Genomic DNA, 25,696 nt, shown 5'->3' with positions numbered 1-25,696 from the left:
ACGCTCATAGTGAAAGGACCCCTAAGTGCCGCCACCGTCCCGTGTGGGTGAGCACGGATGGTCCCCCCCTCTGTCGGTCGACCGCCGCACCGGGCGCTCGAACAGGTGTGTCCATGGCAGGCTCTGGACTGTCCCCGAAGTGACCGCGCAAACATCTGGATCCGGACATCCCGCGGCAACGGCCGTCCAGAGGTCCCGAACTCCGTTGCGCCCGGTGGGTTATACGATGACGTGTCCTTGGGTCCGTCGTTTCCGTCGGCGCGGTGAGCGGCGAGACGGGGGAGTGTCGTTCATCGGTACCTGATGCGGGGAGGGAACGTGAATGCCGCCGACGGTGTGGACAGGACGGTCCCGGCGCCGCAGCCCGGGGGCGCCGCGCTGGAGATCCGTTCGCTGTGCGGTCGCCCCGGGATCCGTGCCGCTGGAGAGATCAACGTGATCACCCGGTCATCCTGGGAAAAGGCCCTGAACGATGTGGCGAGCACCCATGGGGATGTCACCCATCTGGAGCTGTCGGGTCTGATGTCCATCGACGTCGGGGGCGCGGCGGCGCTGGCGGTCACCGCGCAGCGACTGACCACCGGCCGCATCGTCGTGCACAGCCCGCCGCCGGAGCTTACGCGCATCCTCGACCTGTTCTGGCCCGACCTTCCGACGATAGAGGTGGCGCAGCGATGACTACGGCCACCAGCGGTGGACCCTTCGTACACCCCGCGCTGTTCTACCGGGGCGAGGAGCAGTACACGGCGGGCACCGTGCCGTTCCTTCGGGACGGCCTGGCCGCCGGAGAGGCCGTCGCGGTCGCCGTACCGGGCGCCAACCTCGACCTGATCAGAGCCCGGATGGGTACCGACGCCGCCCGGGTCGAGTTCCTCGACATGACGCGGGCGGGCCGCAATCCGGGGCGGATCATCCCCGGAGTGCTGCGTGCGTTCGCCGACGCCCACCCGGGCGGCCGGGTGAGGATCATCGGGGAGCCGATCTGGGCCGGCCGCTCGGCGGCGGAGTACCCGGCGTGCGTCCAGCACGAGGCCCTCATCAACCAGGCCTTCCAGGGCCGCGAGGTGACGATCCTCTGCCCGTACGACGCGGACGCCCTGGCGCCGGCGGTGCTCGCCGACGCCCGCGCCACACACCCCGTCGTCATCGACTCCGGCGTCGAACTGCCCAGCGACACCTACGCGCCCGAGCGGGTCGTCGCCCGCTACAACCAGCCCCTCACCAGCCCGCCGGGAGCCGCGACCCTGCCGTTCGACGCGGAAGCACTTCCGGGGGCCCGCGAATTCGCGGTGCGCGAGGCCCGGCAACTCGGCCTGGGCGAGGCGCGCCTTCAGGATCTGGCGCTGGCGGTCGCGGAGCTCACCACCAACAGCGTGGTGCACGGCGGCGGATCGGGGACGCTACGCATCTGGGCGGAGGACGAGCAGATCCTCTGCGAGGTCCACGACCTCGGCCGGCTGACCGATCCACTGGCCGGGCGCCGGCCCCCGGCACGCGACCAGCTGGGCGGACGCGGTCTGATGCTGGTCCACTACATCGCCGACCTGGTACGCCTCCACACCGCCCACGACGGCACCACCGTCCGCTTCCACCTCGACCGCTGACGTCCCGAGGGCGTCGTCGTGGGGCCGGCCGAGGGGCCTCGCCTGAGCACCGGTCCTCGGCGCGAGGTGCCAGAATGGCGGGGCAGCAGGTCAGGGGAGGAGAAAGGGCGACCGTGCCGGACAACCGAGCGGGACAACCTTCGACGGAGGAGCACGGGGAGCGCGGCGAGGGACCCGCATCGGTGACGATCGCGTACATCGCCGAGTCCGCGGGCGTCTCCGTACCCACTGTGTCGAAGGTGCTCAACGGCCGGTCGGGGGTGTCGGACGAGACGCGGGCCCGTGTGGAGCAACTGATCCACCAGCACGGTTACCGCAAGCCTCCCAAGAACCGCAGCAATCTCGTGGAGCTGGTGTTCCGCGAACTGGAGAGCATGTGGGCCGTGGAGATCATTCGCGGTGTCGAGCGCGTGGCCCGGAAGAACCGGATCGGCGTGCTGGTGTCGGAGTTCGGCCTCCATGAGGCCTCCGGCATGACCATCGACGACACCGTCGGCCGGCGCCCCCGGTGCGTCCTGTCGGTGGCGCAGCTCTCGGAGGCGGAACGCGAGCAACTGACGGCGCGGGGCATTCCGTTCGTCGTCTTCGACCCGATCGACGAGTTGCCCGACGACGTGCCGTTCGTGGGTGCCACGAACTGGCGGGGCGGCCAGGCGGCGACCCGGCACCTGCTCGGACTGGGGCACCGGCGCATCGCCATGATCAGCGGGCCCGACCACGCCTTCTGCCTGGCGCGGCTGTCCGGTTACACCTCCGCTCTCGCGGAGGCCGGGCTGCCGGTGGAGCCCGGCCTGGTGGTCAGGACCCAGCTCACCCGCGAGCACGGGTACGCCGCGGCTCGGGAGTTGCTGTCCCGTCCCGACCGGCCCACCGCCGTGTTCACCGCGAACGACATGCAGGCGGTCGGCGTCTACCGGGCCGCGCGTGAGCTCGGGTTGCGCATCCCGGACGATCTCAGCGTGGTGGGCTTCGACGACGTACCGGCCGTGGCATGGATGGACCCGCCCTTGACCACCGTCCATCAGCCGCTCGCCGAGATGGCGACCGCCGCCACCGAACTCGCGCTCGCCCTCGGCCGCGGGGAGGACGTGCCGCAGAGGGGACTGGAGATGGCGACCACCCTCACCGTCCGGGAGAGCACGGCTCCGCCGAAGGAGCAGTGAGCCGGAGCCGCCGGTCGGCGGATACGCGGGATGGGTTGTCGGTCAGCGAAGGGAGGACCTCCGTGCCCAGGGCCGACACCGGCGACTGCCTCAGCCTGCCCTGTCGGATCGGCCTGCACAGCCGGACCAACTCCACCTGCTGACCGCCTGGCCCGTCAGGCCATGGCCGGCACGGCGGAGACCGGGCCCCCGGACAGGCCCGCGCCGCCTTCCCGTCCCGCCGGGCGAGCCATGGCCGGTGCACTCGGTCACTCTCTGGACGGACGGCTCCCGCCGCCTGGTGGGGGAGCACCCTCCGGTCGGCAGGGACGCCGCAGCCTCCCGCCGGATACTCCGCGGTCCGCCCGTTCTCGAGGCTGAGTGCCATGACACAGCACGCAGCCACCGCCCAGCCCCCAGCCGACGGCAAGACCCGGACACACCGCACGACCGACCCCGCGACCGGCTCGCCCGGCGTGGGCCGGCTGATCGGCCTGGACCTGGCCCGCGGTCTCGCCGTCTTCGGCATGTATGCGGCCCATGTCGGCCCTGATCCGGCTGAGGGCGGAGCGACCGGCTTCCTGATGGAGCTGGCCCATGGCCGCTCATCCGCTCTCTTCGCCTTCCTGGCGGGGTTCGCCGTCGTGCTCATCACCGGGCGCAGTGTGCCGAGGACAGGCCGGGCGGGCCGTCAGGCCGTCGCCAAGGTGGTCATCAGGGCGGTGATCCTGCTGGCCGTCGGCACCGCGCTGACGATGTCCGGCACCCCGGTCGAGGTGATCCTCGCCTTCTACGGTGTGTACTTCCTCCTCGTCCTGCCGTTGTACCGGCTCGGCGCGCGCCCTCTGGCGTTGATCGCGGCGGGCACGGCGCTTGTGATGCCCCAGGTGCTGTACGTGATACAGCAGACGCTCATGACCCGCGGAGGCATCTCGCAGGACGGCTTCGACGGGCCCGTGTCGCTGTTCTTCACCGGAAGCTACCCGGCCCTGACATGGATACCGTTCGTCATCGCCGGCATGGCCGTCGCGCGCCTCGACCTCACCGCCACCGCAGTGCGCGGGCGGCTCGCGCTGACCGGTGTCGCGCTCGCGGTCGTCGGCTACGGGGGCTCCTGGCTGGCGATCCACTTCGTGCCCGGCGCGTACTCGGCGATCAGCGCGTCCGCGTGGGGCGGGGACCCCGGTGCCCTGTGGTGGTCCGACACGGGCGGCTACCCGTGGGGCAGCGCCCATGCGCTGCTGGTCGCCTCCCCGCACAGTGAGACGACCCTGTCGATCGTCGCCGGCACCGGTGTGGCGATCGCGGTCGTGACCGCCTGTCTGTCTGCCATGGACGCCTTCCCCCGGCTGGGCCGTGTGGCCAGGCCGGTCGTCGCGGTCGGCTCCATGTCGCTGACGGCCTACGTCTTCCACATCGTCGGCATCCAGGTCCTGGGCATCGAGGAACTGCCGGGCTCCCCGCTGCACGTCCTCCTCGGCTTCCTCGGGGCAGTGATGGTCTTCGCGACCGTCTGGTCGCGGTACGTCTCGCGCGGCCCCCTGGAGTGGTTGATGGCGAAGGCGACCGGTGTCGCGCGCCATGTCCGGTGAACGGGAGGGCAGCGGGCCAGGGCCGCCGCCGACCCCGCAGCGATCGCGACCGCGCGGCCGTCCCGACGACGGCTCGCCGCAGCAGTGGCTCCTGACGAAGCCGAGCTGAATGCCACGGGTGGCGTGCCGGGCGCACGCCCCCCGGTACCGCCGCTCGGACGGAAGGTCAGCCGGCGGTCAGCATGGTCCACTTCTGGTTGCTGCCGCCGTGGCAGTCCCACAGGTGGAGCTGTGTGCCGTCGGTCGTGGAGAAGCCCGGTACGTCGAGGCAGCGGCCGGACGCGGGGTTGCGGTAGCCGCCGTCGTAGGGCTGCCAGACCTGGTTGGCGCCGCCGTGGCAGGTCCACAGCTGCACCTTGGTGCCGTTGGCGGTCCCGCCGCCGGAGACGTCGAGGCACTTGCCCAGGGAACGCAGGGTGCCGTCGGTGTACGCGGACCAGTACTGGTTGGCGCCGTCGCCGCAGCTCCATATCTGGACGGCGGTCCCGTCGGCGCTGCTCGCGCCGCTGACGTCCAGACACTTGCCGGCCGTCCCCGACTGCACACGGGCGGGGGCCGGAGCGGGGTTCCTCAGCCATCCGGCGGTGTCCGCGGCCCGGACGCCGCGGTGGAAGGCGTCCGTCATCTTCTGGTAGCCCGCGTCGTTGGGGTGCAGGGCGTCGGCCAGGTCGGCCGTGGTCAGGCCGCTCATGTCGACGTGGGCCACGTGCTTGCCCGCGGCCTGCGCGTCCCGCACGATCTGCGTGATGGCCTGGTTGTACGCGGCCCGGTACTGCTCCTCCGAGCCACTGGTGGACACGACCAGGGACGCCAGCAGGACGGTCGCGTCAGGGGCGGCGGCGGTGACGCGGTCGACCAGCGACTTCAGCCGGGCGCCGGCGGTGGAGACCTGGTAACTCTCGTTGAGGTCGTTGGTGCCGATGTGCAGCGTCACGACGTTGGGCCGGTATCGGGTCAGTGAGGCGTCGGTGAGTGCGGCGATCTGATGGATCTTGTACCCGGAGTGGCCCTCGTTGTCGGGGTCGGACATCGAACCGCCCCGCCCCGTGCCCACGAAGTCCAGCGGATGGCCGTCCGCTGCGAGCTTGTTGTACAAGGCAGCCCGGTAGCCGTTGCCCGTGCTGCTTCCGACGCCCCAGGTGATGGAGTCGCCCAACGGCATGACCCGCAGGGGCGTGGTGGGGGCGGCGGAGGCCGGGGTCACCCCTGCCGCCGTCAGTCCGAAGGTGGCGGCGGCAAGTGTGACCAGGGGAAGAATCCAGGACCTTCTCATGCGGACGTCCTCTTCTGGGGAGGTATTGCCGAATCGACGAGGCGGATCTCGGTTCGAGCGCACCCGTATAGATATCACGCGGTCACGTCCATGACATCCCATGAATATGGGGAAGTTTTGAAGCGATGCGGTCGCAGAAGGGCTTCCGGAGTCGGCCAGATCACGGAAGGGCCGTTGACATCCTATGTATGGAGCGGGTGGCGCATCCAGTGGCCGTCGGTACTCCACCCGAGAAAGCGTCGTGCGCGGCCGTCGTCCGTCGTTCCGTCGGCGTCGAAGGCGCCGCCCTCGGCGACGAGGGCCAGGCCCGCCAGCGCGGGTGCCAACCGTGCTGCGACATGGGCCGGGTGACGGGCCGCCTCCTCATGCAGTCCGGCGATGACCCGGCGCTGGTCCTCGGATGTGCACAGGGAGAGGTGGAACAGCATCTGGCGCCAGGCGTACGCCGCGTCCTTGATGGTGCCCAGTGGGCGCGGGTTGTGGTGCACCCGAGCGGTCAGCCGGCACACCGTCACGAAGCAGCGGCGCGACAGGTCGGCCCAGCCGGGCCGCGGGGTGATGCCCACCCGCTGGACCAGTGTGGCCAGGTTGTGAGTGGTGAGGATCTGCGCCTGCTCGATCACCGTGCCGGCGGCGGCGACCGACCGGAACCCGGACGGCGTTCCGGCGCGCTCGGCGCACAGACGTGCGAAACCGGGAGAGGTGCGGGCGCCGTACGAGCGGGTCGGGGCCGCGCCGGTCTCGGTGATCGCGAGGTTGCGGATCGCCCCGTAGTCGATGCCGTAGTAGCGCTCGTACAGTGTGCCGCCGCCGAGCAGTTCCCCCGCGATCCGTGCCGCCGTGAGGAACTTCGGGCTGAATGTGCCCATGAAGATGTCGGCGGCCAGTTCCTCCACGAAGGGGGCGCCGAGCTCGCACTGACGTTCCAGCTCGCCCAGCTCACGGACCAGTGGATTGGGTAGGACGGTGCCGGGGAATGCCTGCACGGCCAGCTCGCCCAGCTGCCGCAGCACGGTGAGCGCGCCTTCGTCGTCCGTGCTGCCCAGCACCGCGGACCGCTGCCCGGACACCGCCCGCACCCACGGCAGTTCCTCGACGCGCACCTGCCGCTCCAGATTGAGCAGCAGCACGGAGTGGCGGTCGCGGAACGCCCGGTGGTTCGCCGCCATCAGCGCCCGCAGCGCCTCGTCACGGTATGCCCGCGCGGTGGCGGCGGCGACCAACTGCGGTACCAGCTCGGCCAGTACCTCGGCGGACGGGACGACTCCCCGCTCCACGAGCGTGCCGACCGGGGCGCTCAGCGCGGACTCGACCACACGACCGATCACGGGCGGGACGGCCGCGCCCATGGGCAGCCCGGTCTCCCGGCCCTCCTCCTCGGTCACCGCGCGAAGCAGCGGGGCGACATCGGTGATGCCCGTGTCCTGGGGGAGTGCGGCGAGGCGGCGCAGCATCAGCTGGGCCAGCGCATGGTGGGAGGGGAGCGCCGCTTGCTCGGCCTGGCTCCGGCGCAGCGCCATGTGTGCGTCGGACCCGGGCAGACCGCGCCGCCGCACCATCGACTCCACCGCGTGCCGCAGCAGCCCGAGCCGGCGCGCGTCCGGCTGCCGTCCGGCGACGATCTCCTCCAGCGCGCCCCGCAGAATGCCCACATTCTCCTTGGGGTTGCGGTGCTTGGTGCAGCGGGTGTGCTCAGCGGCGAGCCGCCGGTAGCGGCCGAGCAGAACCTCACCGTCCGCCAACCAGTCGCCGTCCGGGCGGAGTTCGAGGACCCTGCCGTCCCGCGCCGTCCGCAGCCAGTGGACGAGCAGTTCGTCGCCGAACGGCTGCCACACGGCGTGCGCCTCGCGCTGGGTCTCGACGGCCGCGTTCGGCCGCAGCTGGACCAGGGTGTCGACGGTGTCGGAGACGGTGTACCGGTGGACGGCCGTGGCGTCCGGCGCTGGGCCGTCCGCCGGGCGGGGCAGGAACCGCAGCCGGTCGGCGAACGGCTCCAGTTCCACCGCGAGATCGAGCGCGGCGTCCTGCTCTCCGTGCCGCACCAGCCACGCCAGGGTGAGCAGCGCGGCCTCCTCCGGGACGCCGACCTCGTAGTGGCCGCTGTCCAACCGGGTCCACAGCCAGGCCAGTCCGGATTCGGTGAGGCAGTGGGCGAAGAGCGCGCGACGCTCGGCGGGCACCCCGAAACTCCGCGCGGCCTCGATCTCGTACGGCTGGAGCGGGCCGCCCGCGCTCGCGGTCCCGGTCGCGAAGCCGCCCCGCACCACCTCGGGAGTCACCCAGGCCGGGAGCCCCCTGACCGGGGTCCGCGAACCGATCGTCAGCCGGCCCGCGGCCATCCCCGCGAGCACCTGCCGCCAGCGCCGTCCGCGCACCTCGGCGCGGCGCCGGGTGTCGGCGTCCTCATGGGTCAGCCTGGTCGTGAAGGCCTTGGCCAGCTGGGCCGCCACGTAGGACGGCGCCGCGGTGAGGGGCTGCTGCTCAGCGTTCTCGTTCATAAGTCGACGTGGCAGGTTCCGCCCCTGCGCCCTCCGGGTCCCGAGCCCGGCGCTCTTCTCCTGAGCTACACGTCGATGCCCACAGAAACTAGACGCGGGCCGGCACACCGCACAATTGGTTTCCGCCGGTCCGCGCCCCGACGAGGCGCTCCGGTACCTGGACTCCGACGAGTGCGCCGCGCTGACGGCCGGCATGCCGACCGTCCGGGGACGCACACCCGAAAAGGGCTCGCGGCAGCACGGTCCCAACCGCTCCGCAGCGTCTGCCCCATGCCGGCGGTCAGGCGGCGAGGGCCTGCTCGACGGTGGGATGACAGGAAATGACCTGGTCCAAGGCGACCATGTGCAGGAGCCGCCGTACGGGATCCCGGGCGCCTGCGATGCGCAGCCACCCCTGCGCGTCACTCACCTCGTGGTGCGCGGCGACGAGGACGTTGACGCCACTGGAGTCCATGAAGGTCACACCGCTGAGATCGACCACTGTCCGCGCGGCCGGGTCCCCGGCGGGCAGCAGAGCCTCGGTGAGTTGTTCCCTGACGGTGTGGTCGATCTCGCCGCTCAGGGTGACCACTCGGACACCGTCGACGGCCGTGAAGCCGATCGACAGCCGGCCGGACCGGGCTGTTCCATGGGGGTCTGTCACGGCTCGTGTCCTCGATTGCTCTCGCTGATGCGTGTCCGGGTTCCGACAGGATGTACATCGGCACCCTGCCACGATGGTACGGCGAACAGGTGTTCAATGCCTGGGGTCGGTCTTCTCAGGGAGCATGTGAGTCATGGTGCGGGGTACGCGCAGGCAGGTGAACGGGGGATCAAAGTGGACCCGGCGGAATCAGTTCCTGACGGCGAGGGCGGTGTGATGCCCGACGCCGCTCCCATCCAGGACACCGTCGCCCTTGACGGCGACGGGTCCTGCATCGCCCAGGCGCGTCACAGCGCGGTCGACTTCCTCACCCGCGTCCAGGTCGAGCACGGCCTTCCGGTGTCCGCGCGCGCGATGGAACTCACCCAGCTGGTGGTCAGCGAACTCGTCACCAACGCGCGCAAATACGCTCCGGGCCCGGTACTGATGGAGCTGCGTGTCTCCGGCGCGATGGTGGAAGTGGCCGTGTGGGACAGCGACCCGGTCCTCCCGGTGGCCCGGGCCGCCGACCCGGGACGAGTGGGGCAGCACGGCCTGGAGATCGTCATGGCCGTCGCGCACGGCTTCGAGGTGCGGCGGGAGCCGGTCGGCAAACGCATCACCGTCCGCATCGCCCTTCCCGACGATCCCGACGGGGACGTCACCGGCCGTCACGCTTCGTAGACGAGACCCGGCAACGCGTCGGGTGCACGCACTGCGTTCCTTGTCACACATCGGGTGATATCGCGGGAACCCGGGGAAAAAGTTGCGGCAGCCGACGGGAGGTTGTCGTGGAGCGTGGAGATCTGGAACTGGGCGAGTTGCTGGCCGCCGCGGAGGCGGCGCCGCCCGGTGAGTCCGTCGACGTGGTGGCACGCGATCTGCAGAAGCGGTTCGGTGCGGAGCGTGTCTCCTTCCTGTTCGCCGACCTCATCGGTCAGCGGCTGGTGCGCCTCACCGCGCCCGGCGGCGAGGTCACGGACCACGCCGAGCCGATCGTTCTGGACGGCAGCATCTACGACAGTGTCCTCCGCAGGCAGAGCCAGCACGTGGAGCCGGAGGGGCAGGACGGACTGCGCGTCGTCACGCCGGTCACCAACCGCGGCGACTGCATCGGTGTGTTGGAGGTGACCCTCCAGTCCGCCGACGACACCGCGCTGCGGCAGGTCCGCGACGCGGCCCACGCGCTCGCCTACATCATCGTCACGGACCGCCGCTTCACCGATCTCTACCACCTCGGCCGACGCACCACCGAGACCAGCCTCGCCGCCGAGATCCAGCACCAGCTCCTTCCCTCGGCCCCCTGCTGCGAGGCCGACCAGTTCACCCTCGCCGCCGGGCTGGTCCCGGCCGACGACATCGGCGGCGACACCTACGACTACACCCTCGACCGCGACACCCTGCATCTGTCGATCACCGACGCCATGGGCCACGACACGGACTCCGCCCTGCTGGCCACGCTGCTGATCGGCGCGTTGCGGCGGGCCCGCCGCAGCGGCTGCGACGCGCTCAACCAGGCAGAACAGGCCCACCAGGCGCTGCTGCGCCACAACTGCGGCCTGGCCACCGGCCAGTTGCTGTGCGTCGACCTCGAAACAGGCGTCTGCGAACTGGTCAACGCCGGCCATCCCTGGCCCCTGCGGCTGCGCGACGGCACCGTCGAGGAGGTCCGACTGGCCGTCAACCTGCCGTTCGGTGTCGCCGCGCCCATCCCCTACCGCGCGCAGGAACTGAGCCTGCGTCCCGGAGACCGCCTGATCCTGCTCACCGACGGCATGCAGGACCGCGGTGCCGCCGCCGCCGACCTGCTCTCGCTCGTCCACGAGACCCGCGCCCTGCATCCGAGAGAAGTCGTACGACGGCTGACCGGCGCGGTGCTCGACGCCTGTCAGGGCACCCTCGCGGACGACGCCACGGTCATGGTCCTCGACTGGCACGGCAACCGCTGCCCGCCCGCACCCCGGCCGACCGCTTCCCGCACGGCTTCGCGCATGACGACGGGCGACCGGGCAACGCGGCAGATGTGACACGTTTCGGAATCGTTGCGCTGACTCTGGTGACCGCCTGCCTGGCCTCGGCCGCGGCGCTCGGGCTCTCGCCGTACTGGTGGTTCGCGGCCCTCCCGCTCGCAGGCCTCGCCGTGCCGGCCGTGTGGGACCTGACCCAGCGTCGGCACTCGGTACTGCGCAACTACCCCGTCCTCGGCCACGCCCGCTACCTCCTGGAGCGCATACGCCCGGAACTCCAGCAGTACTTCATCGAGCGGAACTTCGACGGGCGCCCCTTCGACCGGGACGTCCGCAGCATCGTCTACGAGCGCGCCAAGGGCACCGACGCGGAGGAGCCGTTCGGCACCGAACGGGACGTGTACCGGCCCGGTCACGAGTTCCTGGTCCCGTCGATGGCGCCGTGTCCGGTGCCGCAGGATCCGCCGCGGGTACGGATCGGCGGCCCCGACTGCGGCCGCCCCTACGACATGGCCCTCCTCAACGTCTCGGCGATGAGCTTCGGCTCGCTGTCCGCCAACGCGGTCCTCGCGCTCAACGGGGGCGCGGCGGCGGGCGGGTTCGCCCAGGACACCGGTGAGGGCGGGCTGTCCGAGTACCACCTCCGTCCGGGCGGCGACCTCGTGTGGGAGATCGGCACCGGCTACTTCGGCTGCCGCACCGAGGACGGCGACTTCGACGCGGCCGAGTTCGCGGACAAAGCCGCACACCACCACGTCAAGTGCGTCTCCCTGAAACTGTCGCAGGGCGCGAAGCCCGGTATCGGCGGTGTTCTGCCCGGCGCCAAGGTGAACGCCGAGATCGCCCGGGTCCGGGACGTGCCCGAGGGGCGGACGGTCGTCTCACCGCCGTACCACCGGGTGTTCTCCACGCCACGCGAGCTGGTGCGCTTCATCGCCCGTATGCGCGAGCTGTCCGGGGGCAAGCCCGCCGGGTTCAAGCTTTGTGTGGGCTCACGCCGGCAGTTCCTGGCCGTCTGCAAGGCCATGCTGGAGGAGGGCACGGCACCCGATTTCATCGTGGTGGACGGCGCCGAGGGCGGGACCGGCGCGGCGCCCCTGGAGTTCGTCGACCATGTCGGCAGCCCCCTGACCGAGGGTCTGCACATCGTGCACAACGCCCTCGTGGGCGTGGGCCTGCGCGAGGAGGTGAAGGTCGGCGCGAGCGGCAAGATCGCCACAGGCACCGACCTGGTCAAACGCATGGTCCAGGGTGCGGACTACGGTAACGCCGCACGGGCGATGATGTTCGCCGTCGGATGTATCCAGGCACAGCGGTGTCACACCAACACCTGCCCCACTGGTGTCACGACCCAGGACCCGCGGCGGGCCCGCGCTCTCGACGTGCGGGACAAGACGGCACGCGTCCGGCGGTTCCAGGAGGCCACCGTGGCCGGTGCCCTGCAGATCATGGCGGCCATGGGGGTCACCGACCCCGCCGAACTGCGCCCGCACATGCTCCGCCGACGCGTCGACCCGTGCACCGAGCGTTCCTACGAAGAGCTGTACGAGTGGCTCGCCCCCGGCCGGCTGCTCGCCGAGCCGCCCGCCTCGTGGGCGGCCGACTGGCAGGCCGCCGATCCGGACCGCTTCACCGTCTGACCTGGGGGGCCGCCGCGCCCCGCGGTTCGCGAGGACCGAGCGGGACCGGGAAAAAGTCCGGAGGTCGGAGGAATGCCGCTCGGCGGCCTGGGTAGGCGCGTGCTTGCCGGACGAAGGGCCGGCGCGGACGAGGTCGACGACTGGGAGGGGCGCACGATGGCGACGACCGTACGGACCACGGGGCGGGCGGTGGACGTTCCGGAGATCGCGGACCCCTCCAAGGTCGCGCCGAAGGACGCGCGAGAGCTGTCGAGGCTCTTCTTCGACCAGCTGGCGGTACTGGAGGAGGGCACCCCCGAGTACCAGTACGCCCGGAACACGCTGATCGAGATGAACATGTCCCTCGTCCGCTACGCGGCCGGTCGCTTCCGCAGCCGCGGGCCGGAGGAGATGGAGGACATCGTCCAGGTCGGCATGATCGGCCTGATCAAGGCGATCGACCGGTTCGAGCTGTCCCGTGAGGTCGAGTTCACCTCCTTCGCCGTCCCCTACATCGTCGGTGAGATCAAGCGGTTCTTCCGTGACACCTCATGGGCCGTCCACGTGCCCAGAAGGCTCCAGGAGGCCCGTGCCCAGCTGGCCCGCGCCAACGAGGAACTGCAGAGCCGACTCGGCCGGACCCCGACGACCAGGGAGCTCTCCGAGCTGATGAGCCTCCCGGAGGACGAGGTCGTGGAGGCTCGGCTCGCCTCCAACGGCTACAAGTCGGCCTCCCTGGACGCGGCGATCACCGGCAGCGAGGACGGCGAGTCCGCGCTGGCCGACTTCATCGGGGACGAGGACGCCGCCTTCGGTCTGATCGAGGACTTCCACGCACTCGCCCCGATGATCGCCGAACTCGACGAACGCCATCGCAAGATCATTCACTGGCGGTTCGTGGAGGAACTCACCCAGGCCGAGATCGGCGAACGCCTCGGCATCTCCCAGATGCAGGTCTCCCGCCTGATCTCCCGCCTCCTGTCCCGACTGCGCGAAGGCATGCTCAGCGGCGGGTGACACCGGAAGAGGGCGACGCTCGGCTGTGAGCACCCCAGGGGGAGCCGGGGGCGCGCCGTGCTCGGCTCGGCTCGGTTCGGTTCGGCTTCGCGGAGGTCATCCCTCAAACGGGGAGTGGATGAGGGCGCCGATTCTTCCGTGTGCATGAGCGGTCAAAATCGAAGCGGCCTAAGGCAATTCACCACTCCTGCGTTCAGTACCGAACAACAACCGCACAACAGCGCTGCCCGTCGCGGGTACTTCGTAGGGTCCTTGCACCGGCGGAGAGGGCGATGCCCGATCCGCGCAGTGACTTGGAGGAGATGCCGGGATGAGCAATGTCGAGATCTCGCTGAAGGAGATCATGACGTCGATCGAAGGCGCTTTAGGGGCCGCGCTGGTCGATTACACGAGCGGTATGGCGCTGGGCACGCTGGGGGGCGGGAAAGACCTCGATCTGACGGTCGCGGCAGCGGGCAACACGGATGTGATCCGGGCCAAGACCCGCACCATGGAGCACCTGGGGCTCACGGGCGAGATCGAGGACATGCTGATCACGCTCGGCAGTCAATACCACATCATCCAGCCGCTCAAGGGCCGCGGTGGCAACGGCCTGTTCCTCTATCTCGTGCTCGACAGGGGCAAATCGAACCTCGCCATGGCCCGGCATCAACTCAAGCGCGTCGAAGCGGACCTCCACGTATAGAAGTGCCGCTGTTCACGGCCTCGCACGCCCATGACTTGAAGACTTCTTCAACTGGGAATATCCAGATGAGGTCAAAGCCGTGGGTGTGCGGGGCCGGATCGGCGAGGATTGACGCAGCAGGCGGCGTCGCCCCCGTCGAGCCGCCCGCGGTGGCATCTGGGCCGCCGTGCCGAGAGAAAGCCCGTCGAACGCGGCAGGGAGCGAGCGATTCTCATGCAGGTCCCCCTTTACCAGGCCAAGGCCGAGTTCTTCCGCATGCTCGGACACCCGGTGCGCATCCGGGTCCTGGAACTGCTGCAAAGCGGCCCTCTGGCCGTTCGTGACCTGCTCAACGAGATCGAGATCGAGCCGTCCAGCCTTTCCCAGCAGCTGGGTGTCCTGCGCCGTTCGGGGATCGTCGTCTCCATCCGGGAGGGCTCCACGGTCAGTTACGCGCTCGCCGGTGGCGATGTGGCCGACCTGTTGCGCGCGGCTCGCCGAATCCTGACGGAACTACTCGCCGGGCAGAGCGAGTTGCTCGCGGAACTCCAGCAGGCGGAGTTCCAGCCGGCCCTCGCGCCGGGCGGAGCCGGCCGACGCGCCTGAGTCGCCGGCCTCCGTGCGGACGGGAGGTGCAGGGAAACCTGGCGGCTGCGGGGCGGCTGCCGCTGCTCCTGCCGTTGCCGTCCCCCGCGGATGTGGTGAAGTGGGGATCATGACGACGAGTGACGCGATCGTGGTGCCCGAGCTGTATGTCGGCTACCCCGGAGTGGCTTTCGGGGGTTATGTCGCCGGCGTGCTGGCCGAGAGGTCCGGGGCGAGGACCGTACGGGTGGACTTCCGCGGGCCGGTGCCGGTCGGCGTGCCCGTACGGATCGCCGAATCCGCGGACGGAAGCGTGGAGTTGGGGGAGGCCGAGCGGCCCCTTGCCTCCGCCCGCGCGGCCGAGTTGCCGCTCGAGGTGCCGACCGCGCCTTCCTGGGACGAGGCGGCCGCCGCGTCGGAGAGGTTCCGGGCGACGCCGCCACCGGGTGTGGTCGACTGTTTCGGGTGCGGCCTGCGCACCGCTGATCGCGGTCTGCGTGTGTACTGCGCGCCGGTGCCGGATCTCGACGTCGTGGCCTGCGCGTGGACCCCCTCGCGGGTCTTCGCCGACTCGGGCGGCCTGCTCCCGGTCCCCCTGGCCTGGGGTGCCCTGGACTGCCCTGGACACTGGGCGGGCCGTTTTCTCGGCACCCAGCGCCCGGGCGCGGTCACCGCCTCCCTCACGGGCACGGTGCTGCGGCCCGTCGCGGCGGGGGAGCCTTACGTCGTGTACGCCTGGCTGCTGTCGGAGTCCGGCCGCAAGCACACGATGGGTGTCGCGCTCACCACGGCCGAGGGCGAACTGTGCGCCACGTCCGAGTCGTTGTGGATCGACCCACGGCCTGCGCCCTGAAACCGCCGCTGCCGAACGGAGCCGGCCCGGCGCCGCAGGCCAAGGACGGCAGCCGGCGGGGCAGGGCCCGTGAGCGCAGTCGTACGGGCCGGGCCCGCATCGACCGGCGCAGTGCGCCCGCCCGTCGGCGGACCGGGTCCTGGCCGGGGGTGGGTCTCCCGCCGGCTTCACCATCGGGTGATCCCCGGCCAGGCCGCCGACTACGGCGTGTACGGGGCGTCGCTGTGGTGCAGTTCCACCATGGAGGCACCGCTGACCTCGTACACCGCGGTACGAGTGAGGGTGACGACGGCCGCCGGATCGTCGTCGCCGCGTGTCCGGTAGACGACGGTCACCTGGCGCGGCGTCCCCGTGGGCGGGAACTCGACGGAGACGACGGGGGTGCGGTCGCCGAGCTCGGCGACCGCCGCGGGGACGGGGGTGCCGCCGTCGTTGCGCCACGTCACCAGCGTGTAGAACTTGCCCGTGCCCCCGGTCGAGATCTTCAGCGCGCCCACGGCGTCGGCCGCGTTGTCCCCGGTGATGTCACCGATGTCGCACTGGGGCTGCAGCTCGATCACCACACCGTCCGGCCCCTCCCACCGCCCTGCGCTGAGAGAGGCTCCCGCGATGCCGTACCCCTCCAGCCCTCCGCCGTCCAGGGACGCGTTCTGCAACTGGGCGCAGGTCAGGGCCTTGACGCCACCGGCTGCCGTGCCACTGGGCTTCGCGGACGGCGTCTTGGTGGGGGTACCAGGTGTCTTCGCCGGACTGTCGGGCGTCTTCGCCGGTGTTGCGGCAGCGGACTTCGACGCCTTGCCCGGCTTCTCGCTCCCGCCCGCCTCACCCGGAGCCAGGTCCTTCGGCCCACAGGCCACGACCAGCCCCGCGATCAGCCCTGCGGCAGCCATCTGGGACACCCGTCTCGCACATCCCCTGGATCGGTTCACTCGTCACTCCCGGTAGCGCTATGGCCCGGCCTCTCCGCTGGGCACGGTCGGAGACGCGGACGGGTGATACACGGTTGCACCGAGTTGTCCCTGTTCTGTAACTCCGGCGGGAGCTCGGATCGAGCCGTGCCCGTCACGAATGTCATGACCGTGTACCGGAGCAGACGCCGCCGGTGTCGGGGGCCGCCGGCGCTCCATACCCTCTGCCCACCGACGACGAGTCATGGGGGCATCATGCGTACCAGCGCCAGATCCGAGGCCGGACCCGCGCCCGCTCGGCGGGCGACTCTCGCGGCCGTGCTCGGCGCCCTGCTGATGGTGTGCGCGACGGTGCCCTCGGCCCGGGCCGACGGTCACGACCTGACACCGCCTGAAATCCTCGGCGTCCTGGTCCACGGCGGGCGGCCCATCGTGCTGGGCCCCCGCCAGTCGCTGACCTTCCAGGCCACGGTCACGGCCAGAGCCGACGCCGGCATCCACCGCCACGGCATCGAGATCAACCTGTTCGGTCCGGGCGGGCAGATGCTGGACGGCCTTTCGGAGCCCGCCCCGGGATGCACACCCACCAGCGCGACCACCGCGGTGTGCACGGAGTGGTTCCGCATCGACAGCGGCAGCGCCGAGGTCACCAACGACTGGGCCGGCAACTGGCGGATGTGGGCCCTGGTGGCGAGCAACGACATCGACGTGGATCCGGGCAGCAGCATCACCACCCAGCGTTTCCCCGACGCCCTCAAGCTGCAGCGCAGGTCCAAGCTGACCTTCGTCGCCTCTCCCAACCCGGTCCCCGCGGGTCGTGACGTCGGGATGCTCGGCCGGCTCACCGGGGCCGACTGGGAGGCCGACACCTACGCCGGACGCTCCGGTCAGTCCGTCGAACTCGAGTTCTGCGCCAGTCCCTGCCGGACGGTGGAGCCGGTACGGGCGCTGACCACCGGAGCCTCCGGGATCACCGGTACGTCCTACCCGGTCACCCGGGACGGTTCGTGGTGGCTGAGGTACCGGGGCACCGACCTGTTCTCCGCCACGTTCTCACCGGGCGTCCTCGTCGACGTCGAGTAGATCGCCGAGTGGATCCCCGCGACGCACTGAGTAGGAGAACTCATGTCCGCCCGAACGCGGGCTGGCAGGCTTCGGGGATGACAAGTGGCAGAGGGACACTGACGGTACTTCATCTCCTGCTGGTCTGGGCGATGATGGCGGCCGCGGTGCCGACGCTCGGCTTCGGGGTGGTGATGGCGGGCTGGGGCGGTGGCACGGGAGCGGCCGCGACGGCCCTCGTCGTGGGGATGCCGCTGACGGTGGTTCTCCTGGCCACGGCGGGCCTGACCGCGCGGACGGTCGTACCGATGTGCGACTCCGGGCCCCGACGGCTCGGCTGGGCGGTCCTGGTGTTCGTCCTCGGCACCCTCGGCGTCCTGGCAGGTCTGGCCGCCTACGGTGGGGGCGTCGACCTGGGGGGCGCCGGCACGCGGATCGCGCTGACGGGGGTGCCGTACGCCGTGGCCGCCGCCTTCTTCGTGCCCGGCCGGTGGGTGCGGCTGGGGGCGGTGGCCGTGCTGGCGCTCGGTGTGGTCCACGGCGGCCTGATCGGTCCGGCGCAGGCGGAGCAGCGCCGGCACGCGGCGGAGGTCGCGCGGTACCGGGAGCGTCCCGAGCTGTTGTACCTGGGTGACGCCCCCGCGGGGATGCAGTTCTCCCGTGCTGTGCTCGGACCGTCCTCCTTCGTCGTCGACTACCGCCCCGTCGATCCGCATACGAGCGGATACGCGGGCCTGACGGTTCGCTCGCCGCTCACGCCGTCGGCGACCTGCGCTCAGCTCGTGGACAAGGACGTCACCTGCACCGTGGACACACACGGCGAGATGCGCGTGATCCGCGCATTCCCCGGCGGGGGCCGCGACATCAGCCTCGTCCGCCGCCATCACGGCACGGAGGTCCAGGTCTCCAGCCAGTTCCTCGACGAATCCGGTCTGCGCCATGTCCTGGACACCCTGCACCCGCTGTCGGACAGGGAACTGCAGAGGATGATGCGCGAGAAGACGATCACCCGGGGCCTCTGAACACGAGCGGCGGCCAGGGACAGCGCGTATCCCTGACCCGGCGGTTGTCCTCGCGGCCACGACAGGGCCTCAGCGCACCTGGAGGGTGCCGGTGGGATCGAGGCCGGAGCCGCAGCTCTCCGAGAAGCCGGATGACGCGGGAGCGACCAGCGGCTGGGTCGGGTCGCGCCGGACGGTGTCCTGCGCCGCCCAGCCCGAGGTGTACGGTCCGGCCGCCCCTTCGCCCCAGCGTCTACGACGCCTGCGCTGCGGACACGGCGCAGATGGCGACGGCTGTCGGGGTGCCGGACCCGCCCCGGACGCGGGCGGAACCCGGGCCGCGCCTGGTCGCGTACCGTCCGCAACCGCCGAGTCCCGTGCCGGACGACCGATGTCCACATCCCGCGTGGCGCTTGACCGCCGCGCCGCGCGACCTGCTGGGGGTGCGGAGCGAGCTGTCTGCCCCGGAGCATGAGAGCGCGTCGCATGTCCGGAATCCGAAAAACGGTCGGGTTCGCCGGGTGGGGGAGGGACGGCACGGACTCCGTCGGGGTTCACGCCGGGAAACCACGATGAAGGGGGCCCGCCATGCCCGGCCTGCCCGTCGGGGAGTTCTGGAAGGACCCCAAGCCGATCGAGAACTCCGTCCGCCCCGACGCCCTCCCCGAGGTCCATCCGAGATGGCCACGGACGACGACCGCTCCTACGTGCCGTTCACCGGGACGGTCGGCTCCCGCCCCCTGTGGAGCAACGTCAGGGACAACAGGTCTCCGTGCGCTCACGGCGACGGGGGTGACGGCGACGCCCGGCAGTTGACCCTGCCGACGAGATGGACGACCGCTGTCCAGGCCGACCCGGCAGCCGTCCCTCGTGACACGGTCAGTCGGCTCTGCTCTGGCGTCCCCCGCTGAGCGGCCGTGTGAAGCCCTGGTCGGAGATGAGGCGTGCCGCGTCCGTCAATTCGGTGGCGAAGCGTTCGACGGCCTCGTAGGGGAAGCGGTGGTTCGGGCCGCTCACCGACAGTGAGGCGATGACGGCGCCGGTGGCGCCGGTGATCGGGACGGCGACGGCTGTGAGGCCCTCGTCCCACTCGCTGTTGCTGACCGCGTATCCCCGCCGCGCCGCTTCCTGCGCCGAGGCGCGCAGCCGGTCCGCGTAGGTCTCGTCGTTCGACGATGAGGCGACGGCGAGCCGACGCAGCAGGGTGTCGGGGGCGTCGCGCAGCAGGATCTTCGAGGACGCGCCGGCCCACAGCGGCTGCTCGTCGCCCACGTCGACGACGTGGCGCAGGGGGTGGGGGCTCTCCTCGTGGGCCACACAGACGCGGTGGAGGTCGCGGGGGACGAAGATGTTGACCGTCTCGCCGAGCCGGTCCGCCAGGTCGCGCATCACCTTGCGGGTGCTGCGGGGGATCTCCCACTGGCCCCGGGCGAGGTAGGCCCAGCGCCACAGGCCGGGGCCGGCGATGTACCCGCTGCCGTCCGACCAGAGCAGACCGCTCTCCTCCAGCGTCTGGACGAGGCGCAGCACCGTGGTCTTCGGGAGACCGGTGGTCTCGGTGATCTCGCGCAGTGTGATGAGGGGCCGTTCCTCGCTGAGCAGGCCGAGGATGTCCAGGGCGCGCCGCACACTGCGGACTCCGGTGCCGGCCAGCTCCTTCTCCGAGTCGACCCCCACGCCGCTGCTCGCCACTCTTCCGCCTCCCCAGTCGATTGCACACAGGAGCGTACCCGGTGCCGCTCGGGAGCCTGCTCCCGTCCTCGACGGTAGTCCGTTCTGCGGATCACAGGAAGCGCGGCAGCCGAACCGTGCCGGAAACATCTGCGAAAACTCTTGCCTGTCCCGTACCAGGGACCGTATCTTCCCGCCAATCGGTCCATTCGATCCACTACACGGACCAGATCGTTCGGGCATCGCCTCACGCCAGGGGCGCCCCCGGCATCGCCCGACGGCAGGCTCCCCACCCCGGAGCGAGCGCCGTCGGCCCCGACCCCCATTCGCACGGCAGTCGCCTGTCCCGATTCCATCCGTCGCTCTCGAGCCGCGCCTCCCGGCCGGCCGGTGAAGCGCAGCATCCAATGGAGTGTGTGAGTTGAGCAGCATCCCCAGCCCGGCAGCAGGCGCCGGGACCGCGAATCCCAGTGCGGCGAAGAGGGCGGCCGTAGCCAGCTTCATGGGAGCGGTCGTCGACTGGTACGACTTCTTCCTCTACGGCATCGTCGCCGGCCTCCTCTTCAACGAACTGTTCTTTCCCGACGTCAGCCCGGCCGTGGGCACCCTGGCCGCCTGGGCCACATTCGGTGTGGGCTTCCTGTTCCGCCCGTTGGGCGGCATCGTCTTCGGCCACTTCGGGGACCGTCTGGGCCGCAAGAAGATGCTGGTCCTCACCATGCTGATCATGGGCCTCGCGTCCACCCTGATAGGCGTCCTGCCCACCCACGCCCAGGCCGGTCTGTGGGCGCCCTTCCTACTGGTCGTCCTGCGCGCGGCCCAGGGCTTCGCCGTCGGCGGCGAGTGGGGCGGTGCCGCGCTGATGGCGGTGGAGAACGCGCCCAGCAGGTGGCGTTCGCTCTACAGCAGCGGCGTACAGGTCGGCGCGTCGGTCGGCCTGCTGCTCGCCACCCTGATCACCAAGGTCACCTCCGGCGGGATGTCGGACGCCGCCTTCCGCTCGTGGGGCTGGCGCATCCCCTTCCTGGTGAGCGCGGTCATCGTGATCATCGGCCTGGTCATCCGGGCCAAGGTCGAGGAGTCCGGGGTCTTCACCCAGGAGGTCGCCACGCTCCAGCAGGGCAAGAAGCCGAGCCTGCCCCTCGTCGCCGCCATCCGGTCCAATCCCAAGGGCTTCTTCGCCATCATCGGTCTGCGCATGGTCGAGCTGTTCACCTTCTACGGCGTGACCAACTTCGCCCTCAGCTACGGCACGGCCGAGTTCGGCCTGGACCGCGACAACCTGCTCAACATCAACCTCGCGGTGGGCGCGCTGGCGATCGTCACCATTCCGGCGTTCGCCTACCTCGCCGACCGCTTCAGCCGGCGCTCGGTCTACGTGTGGGGCTCCGTCCTGGGCATCGCCGGCTCCGTCCCCTTCTTCCTGGCCATGGAGTCCGGTTCGATGGCGCTGATCATCGTGTGCTCGGTGCTCCTGGTGAACGGCGCCCATGACATGGCCGTCGCCGTGCAGCAGTCCCTGTTCACGGAGATGTTCGGCCCCGAGTACCGCTACAGCGGCGCCGGTGTCGGCTACCAGCTCGCCAGTGTCGTCGGCGGCGGTTTCACGCCCTTCGTCCTCAGCTCCCTGGTCCTCTGGGCGGACGGCGGCTGGTACCTGGTCGCCGGCTACTTCACTCTCGGTTGCCTCATCTCCCTCCTCGTCGCCCTGCGGATGGGCGGCGGGCGGGACCGGGCTCCCGCCGCGATGCCGGCGGAGTCCGTCAGCGAGACCGTCTGACCCGCAAACGGATTCCCGGGGAGACCCGGAAGGGTGCGCAGCCGCCGTATGTCCCGCTGGACGTACGGCGGTTGCGCCATGTCCCCGCACGGTGGGCCGGTGATACGCCGCCCCTGCCGAACGAGCGGGCATCGGCCGAGGAACTTCGCCCAGGCCCCTGGTAAAACCACTCCTCGGATCGTATGGTCCACTAAGCGGACCTCGGGGGAGATTCAAGGAGAACGAGATGAGAGCAGCGGTTCTCACGGGCACCAGTCGTATAGAGACGGTCGACGACTGGCCGGAGCCCTCCTGCGGACCGTACGACGTCGTCGTGGAGGTGGACGGGGTCGGACTGTGCGGTACCGATCTCGCCGTCTTCCACGGCAAGCGCCGTCCCCCCGAAGTGCCGTGGGTCCTGGGGCACGAGGGCTTCGGGCGCATCGTCGCCGCAGGGGCCGCGGTGCGGGACCGCCGGCTCGGACAGAAGGTGGTCGTCGAGCCCAACTACGCCTGCCTGAAGTGCGTCGAGTGTCTCCGCGGCTTCACCTCTGCCTGTCCCCACCGCACCATCGTCGGCCTGAACGCCCCCGGCGTCCTCGCCGAACGGATCGCGCTCCCCTCGCACTTCGCCCACCCGGTCCCGAACACCCTGTCCGGCGCCGACCTCGCCAGCGCCGAGCCGTACACCGTCGCCCGTGCCGCCGTACGGCGCAGCGGGGTCACCGCGGGGGACCGCTGCCTGATCGTCGGAGCCGGGGCACAGGGCCTGCTGGTCTGTCTCATCCTCGCCCGTCTCGGGGCACGGCCGGTGGTCGTCGAGCCGCATCCGCAGCGCCTGGTCCGGGCTCAACGGCTCGGCGCGCTCGCCGACGACGGACGCACCGGATTCACCTTCGTCTTCGAGACTTCCGGTCACGCTCCCGCGCTGCGCCCCGCCCTGGACCGGGCGGCGCCCGGGGCCACCGTGGTGCTGGTCGGCCTCAGTTCCGCCCCCCTCCCCCTCACCGTCGACGACGTGGTCCGCCGCCAGCTCGTGATCCGAGGATCCATGATCTACGACCACCCCCACGACTTCGCCGACGCCGTGGCCGAACTCGGCAGTGCCCGCCCCGGACGTGCCGTCGAATGCCGGTACCCGCTGGAACTGGCCCAGGAAGCCTTCGCCGGAGCGGGCCGACGGGCCGGCAAGACCTGGATCAGCGTCGGAGGGCCCGGAGGAGCCGATGCGTAAGTCCATCGCCACCGTCTGCCTGAGCGGCTCGCTGAGCGAGAAGCTCACCGCCGCCGCACGCGCGGGCTTCCACGGTGTGGAGATCTTCGAGAACGATCTGCTCGCCAGCCGACTGAGCCCCGAACAGGTCCGCGAACGCGCGGCCGACCTGGGGCTGGCACGTGGCCCCGGGCGCGGAAGGTGATCACCACCCGGCGCAGCACGTCGCATTCGTCACCGACGACATCCTCGCCGCCGCCCGCCGGTTCCGGGCCGCCGGCGCCGAGACACTGGCGATCCCCGCCAATTACCACGACGATCTCGATGCCCGCCATGACCTCGATCCGGCAGAGCCGGCCGCCTTCCGGGAGTTCGGCATCCTCTACGACCGCGACGAACACGGCACGTTCCGTCGCGGAACACGCCGTAACCGACAGGGGTGGCGCATCACGCTGGGCCGTTTCAACGCATCGCCGGGGGAACCCAGCGGGCGTGACGCAGGGCTGCCCGGAGGGTCACGCCGGAGGGGGTCAGCCGGAGAGCGATGTCGCGCAGGGTGATGACGACGGGGTGGGTCAGCCGGTGTCCGAGGCGGCCGGCTTGGCGTGCGGCGCGAGCGACGGAGCGGCTGCGGGGGCGGCGTTCGGCGTCGTAGCGGGCCAGCGCTGCATCGAGTGTGGGCGTGGTGGCGAGCGCGGCCGCCAGGGTGGTCGCGTCCTCCAGCGCCTGGCTGGCGCCTTGGCCGAGGTTGGGCGTCATGGCGTGGGCCGCGTCACCGACCAGCGCGATCGGCCCCCTTGCGAAGGCGGGCAACGCAGTCGCCAGTTCGCGGATGTCGTGGTGCAGGACGGCGTCGGGTCGGGTGGCGTCCAGGAGCGCTGGGATCGGGTCGTGCCAGTCGGCAAACCGGCGGCGCATCTCGGCCAGGGGGTCCCCGAACCGCACACAGGGCGGCGAGTTGAGCACCGCGTGCCACTCCGCCCGGCCGTCGGCGAACACCATGTGACCGAACTCGGCTCCCCTGCCCCAGGTGAGTTCCAGGTCGGACGCCAACTCGACCGGATGCTCGGTCGTGGCGCGAAGGACGGTCGAACCGCTGTAGGCGGGGCCGGGGTGGTGAGGGAAGAGCTGGGCGCGTACCCGGCTGTTGACACCGTCGGATGCCACGACCAGGTCCCCGTCCGCAAAGCCGTCCGCGAGACGCAGGCGCACCCGGGCGGGGTCGGTGGTGTCGACGGACGTCACCTCGGCACCGGTGACCAGGCACCCGGGCGGCAGAGCCGCACGCAGCAGTCGATGCAGCTCGGACCGGCGGATGCCGAGGACCGGTGAGCCGAGCGCACGCTCGACCGCGTTGCCGTCCATCCTGACCAGCCAGCCGCCTGCGGGAGTTCGGGTACCACCGGTGTTCTGGGGCCGGGCTGCCGCACGGACCGCGGAGCCCACACCGAGGAGGTCCAGCGCGCGGACCCCGTTGGCGTGCAGGGATATGCCGCCGCCCACATCGGCCAGGACGGGGGCGCGTTCAAGGACCGTCACCTCCCAGCCCACGAGCCGTAGGCCGATCGCGGCGGCCAGCCCGCCGATTCCCCCGCCGACCACCATCGCCCTGCCACCCACGTCCGGTCCTCCCGCTCCGCCCCTGTGTGCAGACCCTACGCGGCCGGAGTGCACGGCCAGTTCGCATGGCCCGCGCCCCTCCTCGTCGCCGCGGCATCCTTCCGCCCACGACCCCGGCATCGGACAACGCGGCGCGAGTCCTTACCGCGCGCCCACCGGCTCGTGTACGGAGTCGCCGCGGTGGTTCTCGGTGCCGCGACGGCAGGTGTCGTCCTGCTCGTCCGCACCTGGTGCTGTGACCGGAAGGATTGCCGGACAGCTCGTGGCGTCCGGTGCTGGGGGTACCCCCACGCCGTTCAGGCAGTGGGGGAGCATCGCAAGGCGGAGTGTCACCCGCGTACTGGATGTACGCGGGTGATGCGACAACGCGGCGAGGTGACGTGCCGGGCGCCGCGAGCCGGTCGTACGTCGAAGCGGCCGGAGGGTGGGAGCGGGAATCAGCGAATACCGATGTATCCGCCGCCGTCCATCTGGGCGATCACGGTGACGGTACCCCCGACGACTCCGCTGCAGGTCCACGACCGGGGCGGATCAACCTGCCGGTAGGTGCCGTAGCACTGGTAGTTGCCTGCCCCGTTGATGAGGTCCCAGCGGTGTACGACCCCGCTGCTGCCGTACTCGTCCACATCGATTGAGATGGTGCCGCCCGGGAAGCCGGTTACCTGGAACGAGCAGGTCGGCGCGGGCGGGCAGTTCCTGGACACCAGTACGGTTGCCTCTCCTGCGGACGCCGGGGCAGCGAGCACGGAGCTGACGAGCGAGGCTGCGCCCATCACTCCCAGGGTCCACTTCATGCGAGTCTTCAACTGGTATTCCCCATTCGTGGCGGTGGAACAGATGGAAACCGTCGGTGACTTGGTGGGTGTCCATGCGCTGCGTTCGCAGGACATCCAGAGCTCAGGTCGCGTTGCGGTCCCGGCCGGCTCTGCCCCGTTCGTCGGGCAGGCGTCGGCCAGCCGGGCTCACACGCTGCGCTCCAAGTGCGCGACCGGTGGTTTCAGGTGTAGCGGCCCGCGCGTTGTTCGC

23 protein-coding genes and 1 tRNA gene are annotated in these 25,696 nt (G+C 70.9%); 16 read left to right on the top strand and 8 right to left on the bottom strand.

Annotated elements, in window-relative coordinates:
* The first annotated feature begins 318 nt into the window (after positions 1-318).
* From ACZ43N_RS18830 to ACZ43N_RS18815, 4 genes are all read left to right on the top strand, one after another.
* The gene (locus ACZ43N_RS18830) at positions 319-678 is read left to right on the top strand and encodes an STAS domain-containing protein (RefSeq protein WP_468098727.1); all 360 of its coding nucleotides are present in this window, start codon (positions 319-321) and stop codon (positions 676-678) included.
* Positions 675-1,604 (top strand): anti-sigma factor RsbA family regulatory protein, encoded by a 930-nt coding sequence (locus ACZ43N_RS18825; protein ID WP_468098725.1) that lies wholly within the window; start codon positions 675-677, stop codon positions 1,602-1,604. Before ACZ43N_RS18830 ends, ACZ43N_RS18825 begins: the two co-directional genes overlap by 4 nt.
* 182 nt (positions 1,605-1,786) lie before the next feature.
* A complete protein-coding gene (locus ACZ43N_RS18820) occupies positions 1,787-2,767 on the top strand; it encodes a LacI family DNA-binding transcriptional regulator (RefSeq protein ID WP_468099048.1) in 981 nt (326 codons plus the stop codon).
* Positions 2,768-3,132: 365 nt separating this feature from the next.
* Positions 3,133-4,338: a DUF418 domain-containing protein gene (locus ACZ43N_RS18815; protein ID WP_468098724.1), complete on the top strand. Its 1,206-nt coding sequence runs from the start codon at positions 3,133-3,135 to the stop codon at positions 4,336-4,338.
* Positions 4,339-4,504: 166 nt separating this feature from the next.
* Here the strand turns inward: ACZ43N_RS18815 and ACZ43N_RS18810 are convergent, their stop codons facing one another.
* From ACZ43N_RS18810 to ACZ43N_RS18795, 4 genes are all read right to left on the bottom strand, one after another.
* A complete protein-coding gene (locus ACZ43N_RS18810; RefSeq protein ID WP_468098723.1) occupies positions 4,505-5,611 on the bottom strand; it encodes a ricin-type beta-trefoil lectin domain protein in 1,107 nt (368 codons plus the stop codon).
* Positions 5,612-5,793: 182 nt separating this feature from the next.
* The gene (locus ACZ43N_RS18805) at positions 5,794-8,109 is read right to left on the bottom strand and encodes a hypothetical protein (RefSeq protein WP_468098721.1); all 2,316 of its coding nucleotides are present in this window, start codon (positions 8,107-8,109) and stop codon (positions 5,794-5,796) included.
* Between the two features lie 3 nt (positions 8,110-8,112).
* Positions 8,113-8,184, bottom strand: a tRNA-Pro gene (locus tag ACZ43N_RS18800).
* 205 nt (positions 8,185-8,389) lie between these two features.
* A complete protein-coding gene (locus ACZ43N_RS18795) occupies positions 8,390-8,752 on the bottom strand; it encodes an STAS domain-containing protein (protein ID WP_468098720.1) in 363 nt (120 codons plus the stop codon).
* 216 nt (positions 8,753-8,968) lie between these two features.
* On the opposite strand from ACZ43N_RS18795, the gene ACZ43N_RS18790 reads away from it, so the two are divergent.
* The 7 genes from ACZ43N_RS18790 to ACZ43N_RS18760 all read left to right on the top strand — a co-directional run bounded on the left by ACZ43N_RS18790 (position 8,969) and on the right by ACZ43N_RS18760 (position 15,436).
* Positions 8,969-9,415, top strand: a complete 447-nt coding sequence (locus tag ACZ43N_RS18790; RefSeq protein ID WP_468098719.1) for an ATP-binding protein — start codon at positions 8,969-8,971, stop codon at positions 9,413-9,415.
* A 107-nt stretch (positions 9,416-9,522) separates the two neighbouring features.
* Positions 9,523-10,758, top strand: a complete 1,236-nt coding sequence (locus ACZ43N_RS18785; RefSeq protein WP_468098717.1) for a PP2C family protein-serine/threonine phosphatase — start codon at positions 9,523-9,525, stop codon at positions 10,756-10,758.
* The gene (locus ACZ43N_RS18780; protein WP_468098716.1) at positions 10,755-12,338 is read left to right on the top strand and encodes an FMN-binding glutamate synthase family protein; all 1,584 of its coding nucleotides are present in this window, start codon (positions 10,755-10,757) and stop codon (positions 12,336-12,338) included. The genes ACZ43N_RS18785 and ACZ43N_RS18780 overlap by 4 nt, the downstream gene beginning before the upstream one ends.
* A gap of 156 nt (positions 12,339-12,494) precedes the next feature.
* A complete protein-coding gene (locus ACZ43N_RS18775; RefSeq protein ID WP_468099047.1) occupies positions 12,495-13,334 on the top strand; it encodes an RNA polymerase sigma factor SigF in 840 nt (279 codons plus the stop codon).
* 310 nt (positions 13,335-13,644) lie between these two features.
* Complete coding sequence (locus ACZ43N_RS18770; RefSeq protein WP_468098714.1) at positions 13,645-14,019, top strand: roadblock/LC7 domain-containing protein; 375 nt, start codon at positions 13,645-13,647, stop codon at positions 14,017-14,019.
* A 213-nt stretch (positions 14,020-14,232) separates the two neighbouring features.
* Positions 14,233-14,604: an ArsR/SmtB family transcription factor gene (locus tag ACZ43N_RS18765; RefSeq protein WP_468098713.1), complete on the top strand. Its 372-nt coding sequence runs from the start codon at positions 14,233-14,235 to the stop codon at positions 14,602-14,604.
* Positions 14,605-14,713: 109 nt separating this feature from the next.
* A complete protein-coding gene (locus ACZ43N_RS18760) occupies positions 14,714-15,436 on the top strand; it encodes a PaaI family thioesterase (RefSeq protein WP_468098711.1) in 723 nt (240 codons plus the stop codon).
* 200 nt (positions 15,437-15,636) lie between these two features.
* Here ACZ43N_RS18760 and ACZ43N_RS18755 read toward each other — a convergent pair whose 3' ends face one another.
* Positions 15,637-16,326, bottom strand: coding sequence for a hypothetical protein (locus tag ACZ43N_RS18755; protein WP_468098710.1), 690 nt, complete (start codon positions 16,324-16,326; stop codon positions 15,637-15,639).
* Between the two features lie 273 nt (positions 16,327-16,599).
* Here ACZ43N_RS18755 and ACZ43N_RS18750 point away from each other — a divergent pair, with 273 nt between their 5' ends.
* Together ACZ43N_RS18750 and ACZ43N_RS18745 are read left to right on the top strand one after the other, a co-directional pair.
* Positions 16,600-17,427: a hypothetical protein gene (locus ACZ43N_RS18750; protein ID WP_468098708.1), complete on the top strand. Its 828-nt coding sequence runs from the start codon at positions 16,600-16,602 to the stop codon at positions 17,425-17,427.
* Positions 17,428-17,504: 77 nt separating this feature from the next.
* Positions 17,505-18,428: a hypothetical protein gene (locus ACZ43N_RS18745; RefSeq protein ID WP_468098707.1), complete on the top strand. Its 924-nt coding sequence runs from the start codon at positions 17,505-17,507 to the stop codon at positions 18,426-18,428.
* A gap of 858 nt (positions 18,429-19,286) precedes the next feature.
* Here ACZ43N_RS18745 and ACZ43N_RS18740 read toward each other — a convergent pair.
* Positions 19,287-20,099, bottom strand: a complete 813-nt coding sequence (locus tag ACZ43N_RS18740; RefSeq protein ID WP_468098706.1) for an IclR family transcriptional regulator — start codon at positions 20,097-20,099, stop codon at positions 19,287-19,289.
* A gap of 400 nt (positions 20,100-20,499) precedes the next feature.
* Here ACZ43N_RS18740 and shiA point away from each other — a divergent pair, with 400 nt between their 5' ends.
* The 3 genes from shiA to ACZ43N_RS18725 all read left to right on the top strand — a co-directional run bounded on the left by shiA (position 20,500) and on the right by ACZ43N_RS18725 (position 23,255).
* Positions 20,500-21,858, top strand: a complete 1,359-nt coding sequence (gene shiA, locus ACZ43N_RS18735) for a shikimate transporter (RefSeq protein WP_468098705.1) — start codon at positions 20,500-20,502, stop codon at positions 21,856-21,858.
* A gap of 226 nt (positions 21,859-22,084) precedes the next feature.
* On the top strand, positions 22,085-23,071 hold the full coding sequence (locus ACZ43N_RS18730; RefSeq protein WP_468098703.1) for a zinc-dependent alcohol dehydrogenase: 987 nt from the start codon (positions 22,085-22,087) through the stop codon (positions 23,069-23,071).
* Positions 23,064-23,255 (top strand): hypothetical protein, encoded by a 192-nt coding sequence (locus ACZ43N_RS18725; protein WP_468099063.1) that lies wholly within the window; start codon positions 23,064-23,066, stop codon positions 23,253-23,255. The genes ACZ43N_RS18730 and ACZ43N_RS18725 overlap by 8 nt, the downstream gene beginning before the upstream one ends.
* A 257-nt stretch (positions 23,256-23,512) precedes the next feature.
* On the opposite strand, the gene ACZ43N_RS18720 is transcribed toward ACZ43N_RS18725, so the two are convergent.
* Together ACZ43N_RS18720 and ACZ43N_RS18715 are read right to left on the bottom strand one after the other, a co-directional pair.
* Positions 23,513-24,670, bottom strand: coding sequence for an FAD-dependent monooxygenase (locus tag ACZ43N_RS18720; RefSeq protein WP_468098702.1), 1,158 nt, complete (start codon positions 24,668-24,670; stop codon positions 23,513-23,515).
* Positions 24,671-25,107: 437 nt separating this feature from the next.
* Entirely contained in the window at positions 25,108-25,464 is a 357-nt protein-coding gene (locus ACZ43N_RS18715; protein ID WP_468098701.1) for a hypothetical protein, read from the bottom strand.
* Between the last annotated feature and the right edge of the window lie 232 nt (positions 25,465-25,696).

The organism is Streptomyces sp. NPDC030814 (genome assembly GCF_055572155.1).
Note: the sequence above shows the minus strand (reverse complement) of the source record. Positions and strands in the feature narration are given on the sequence as shown.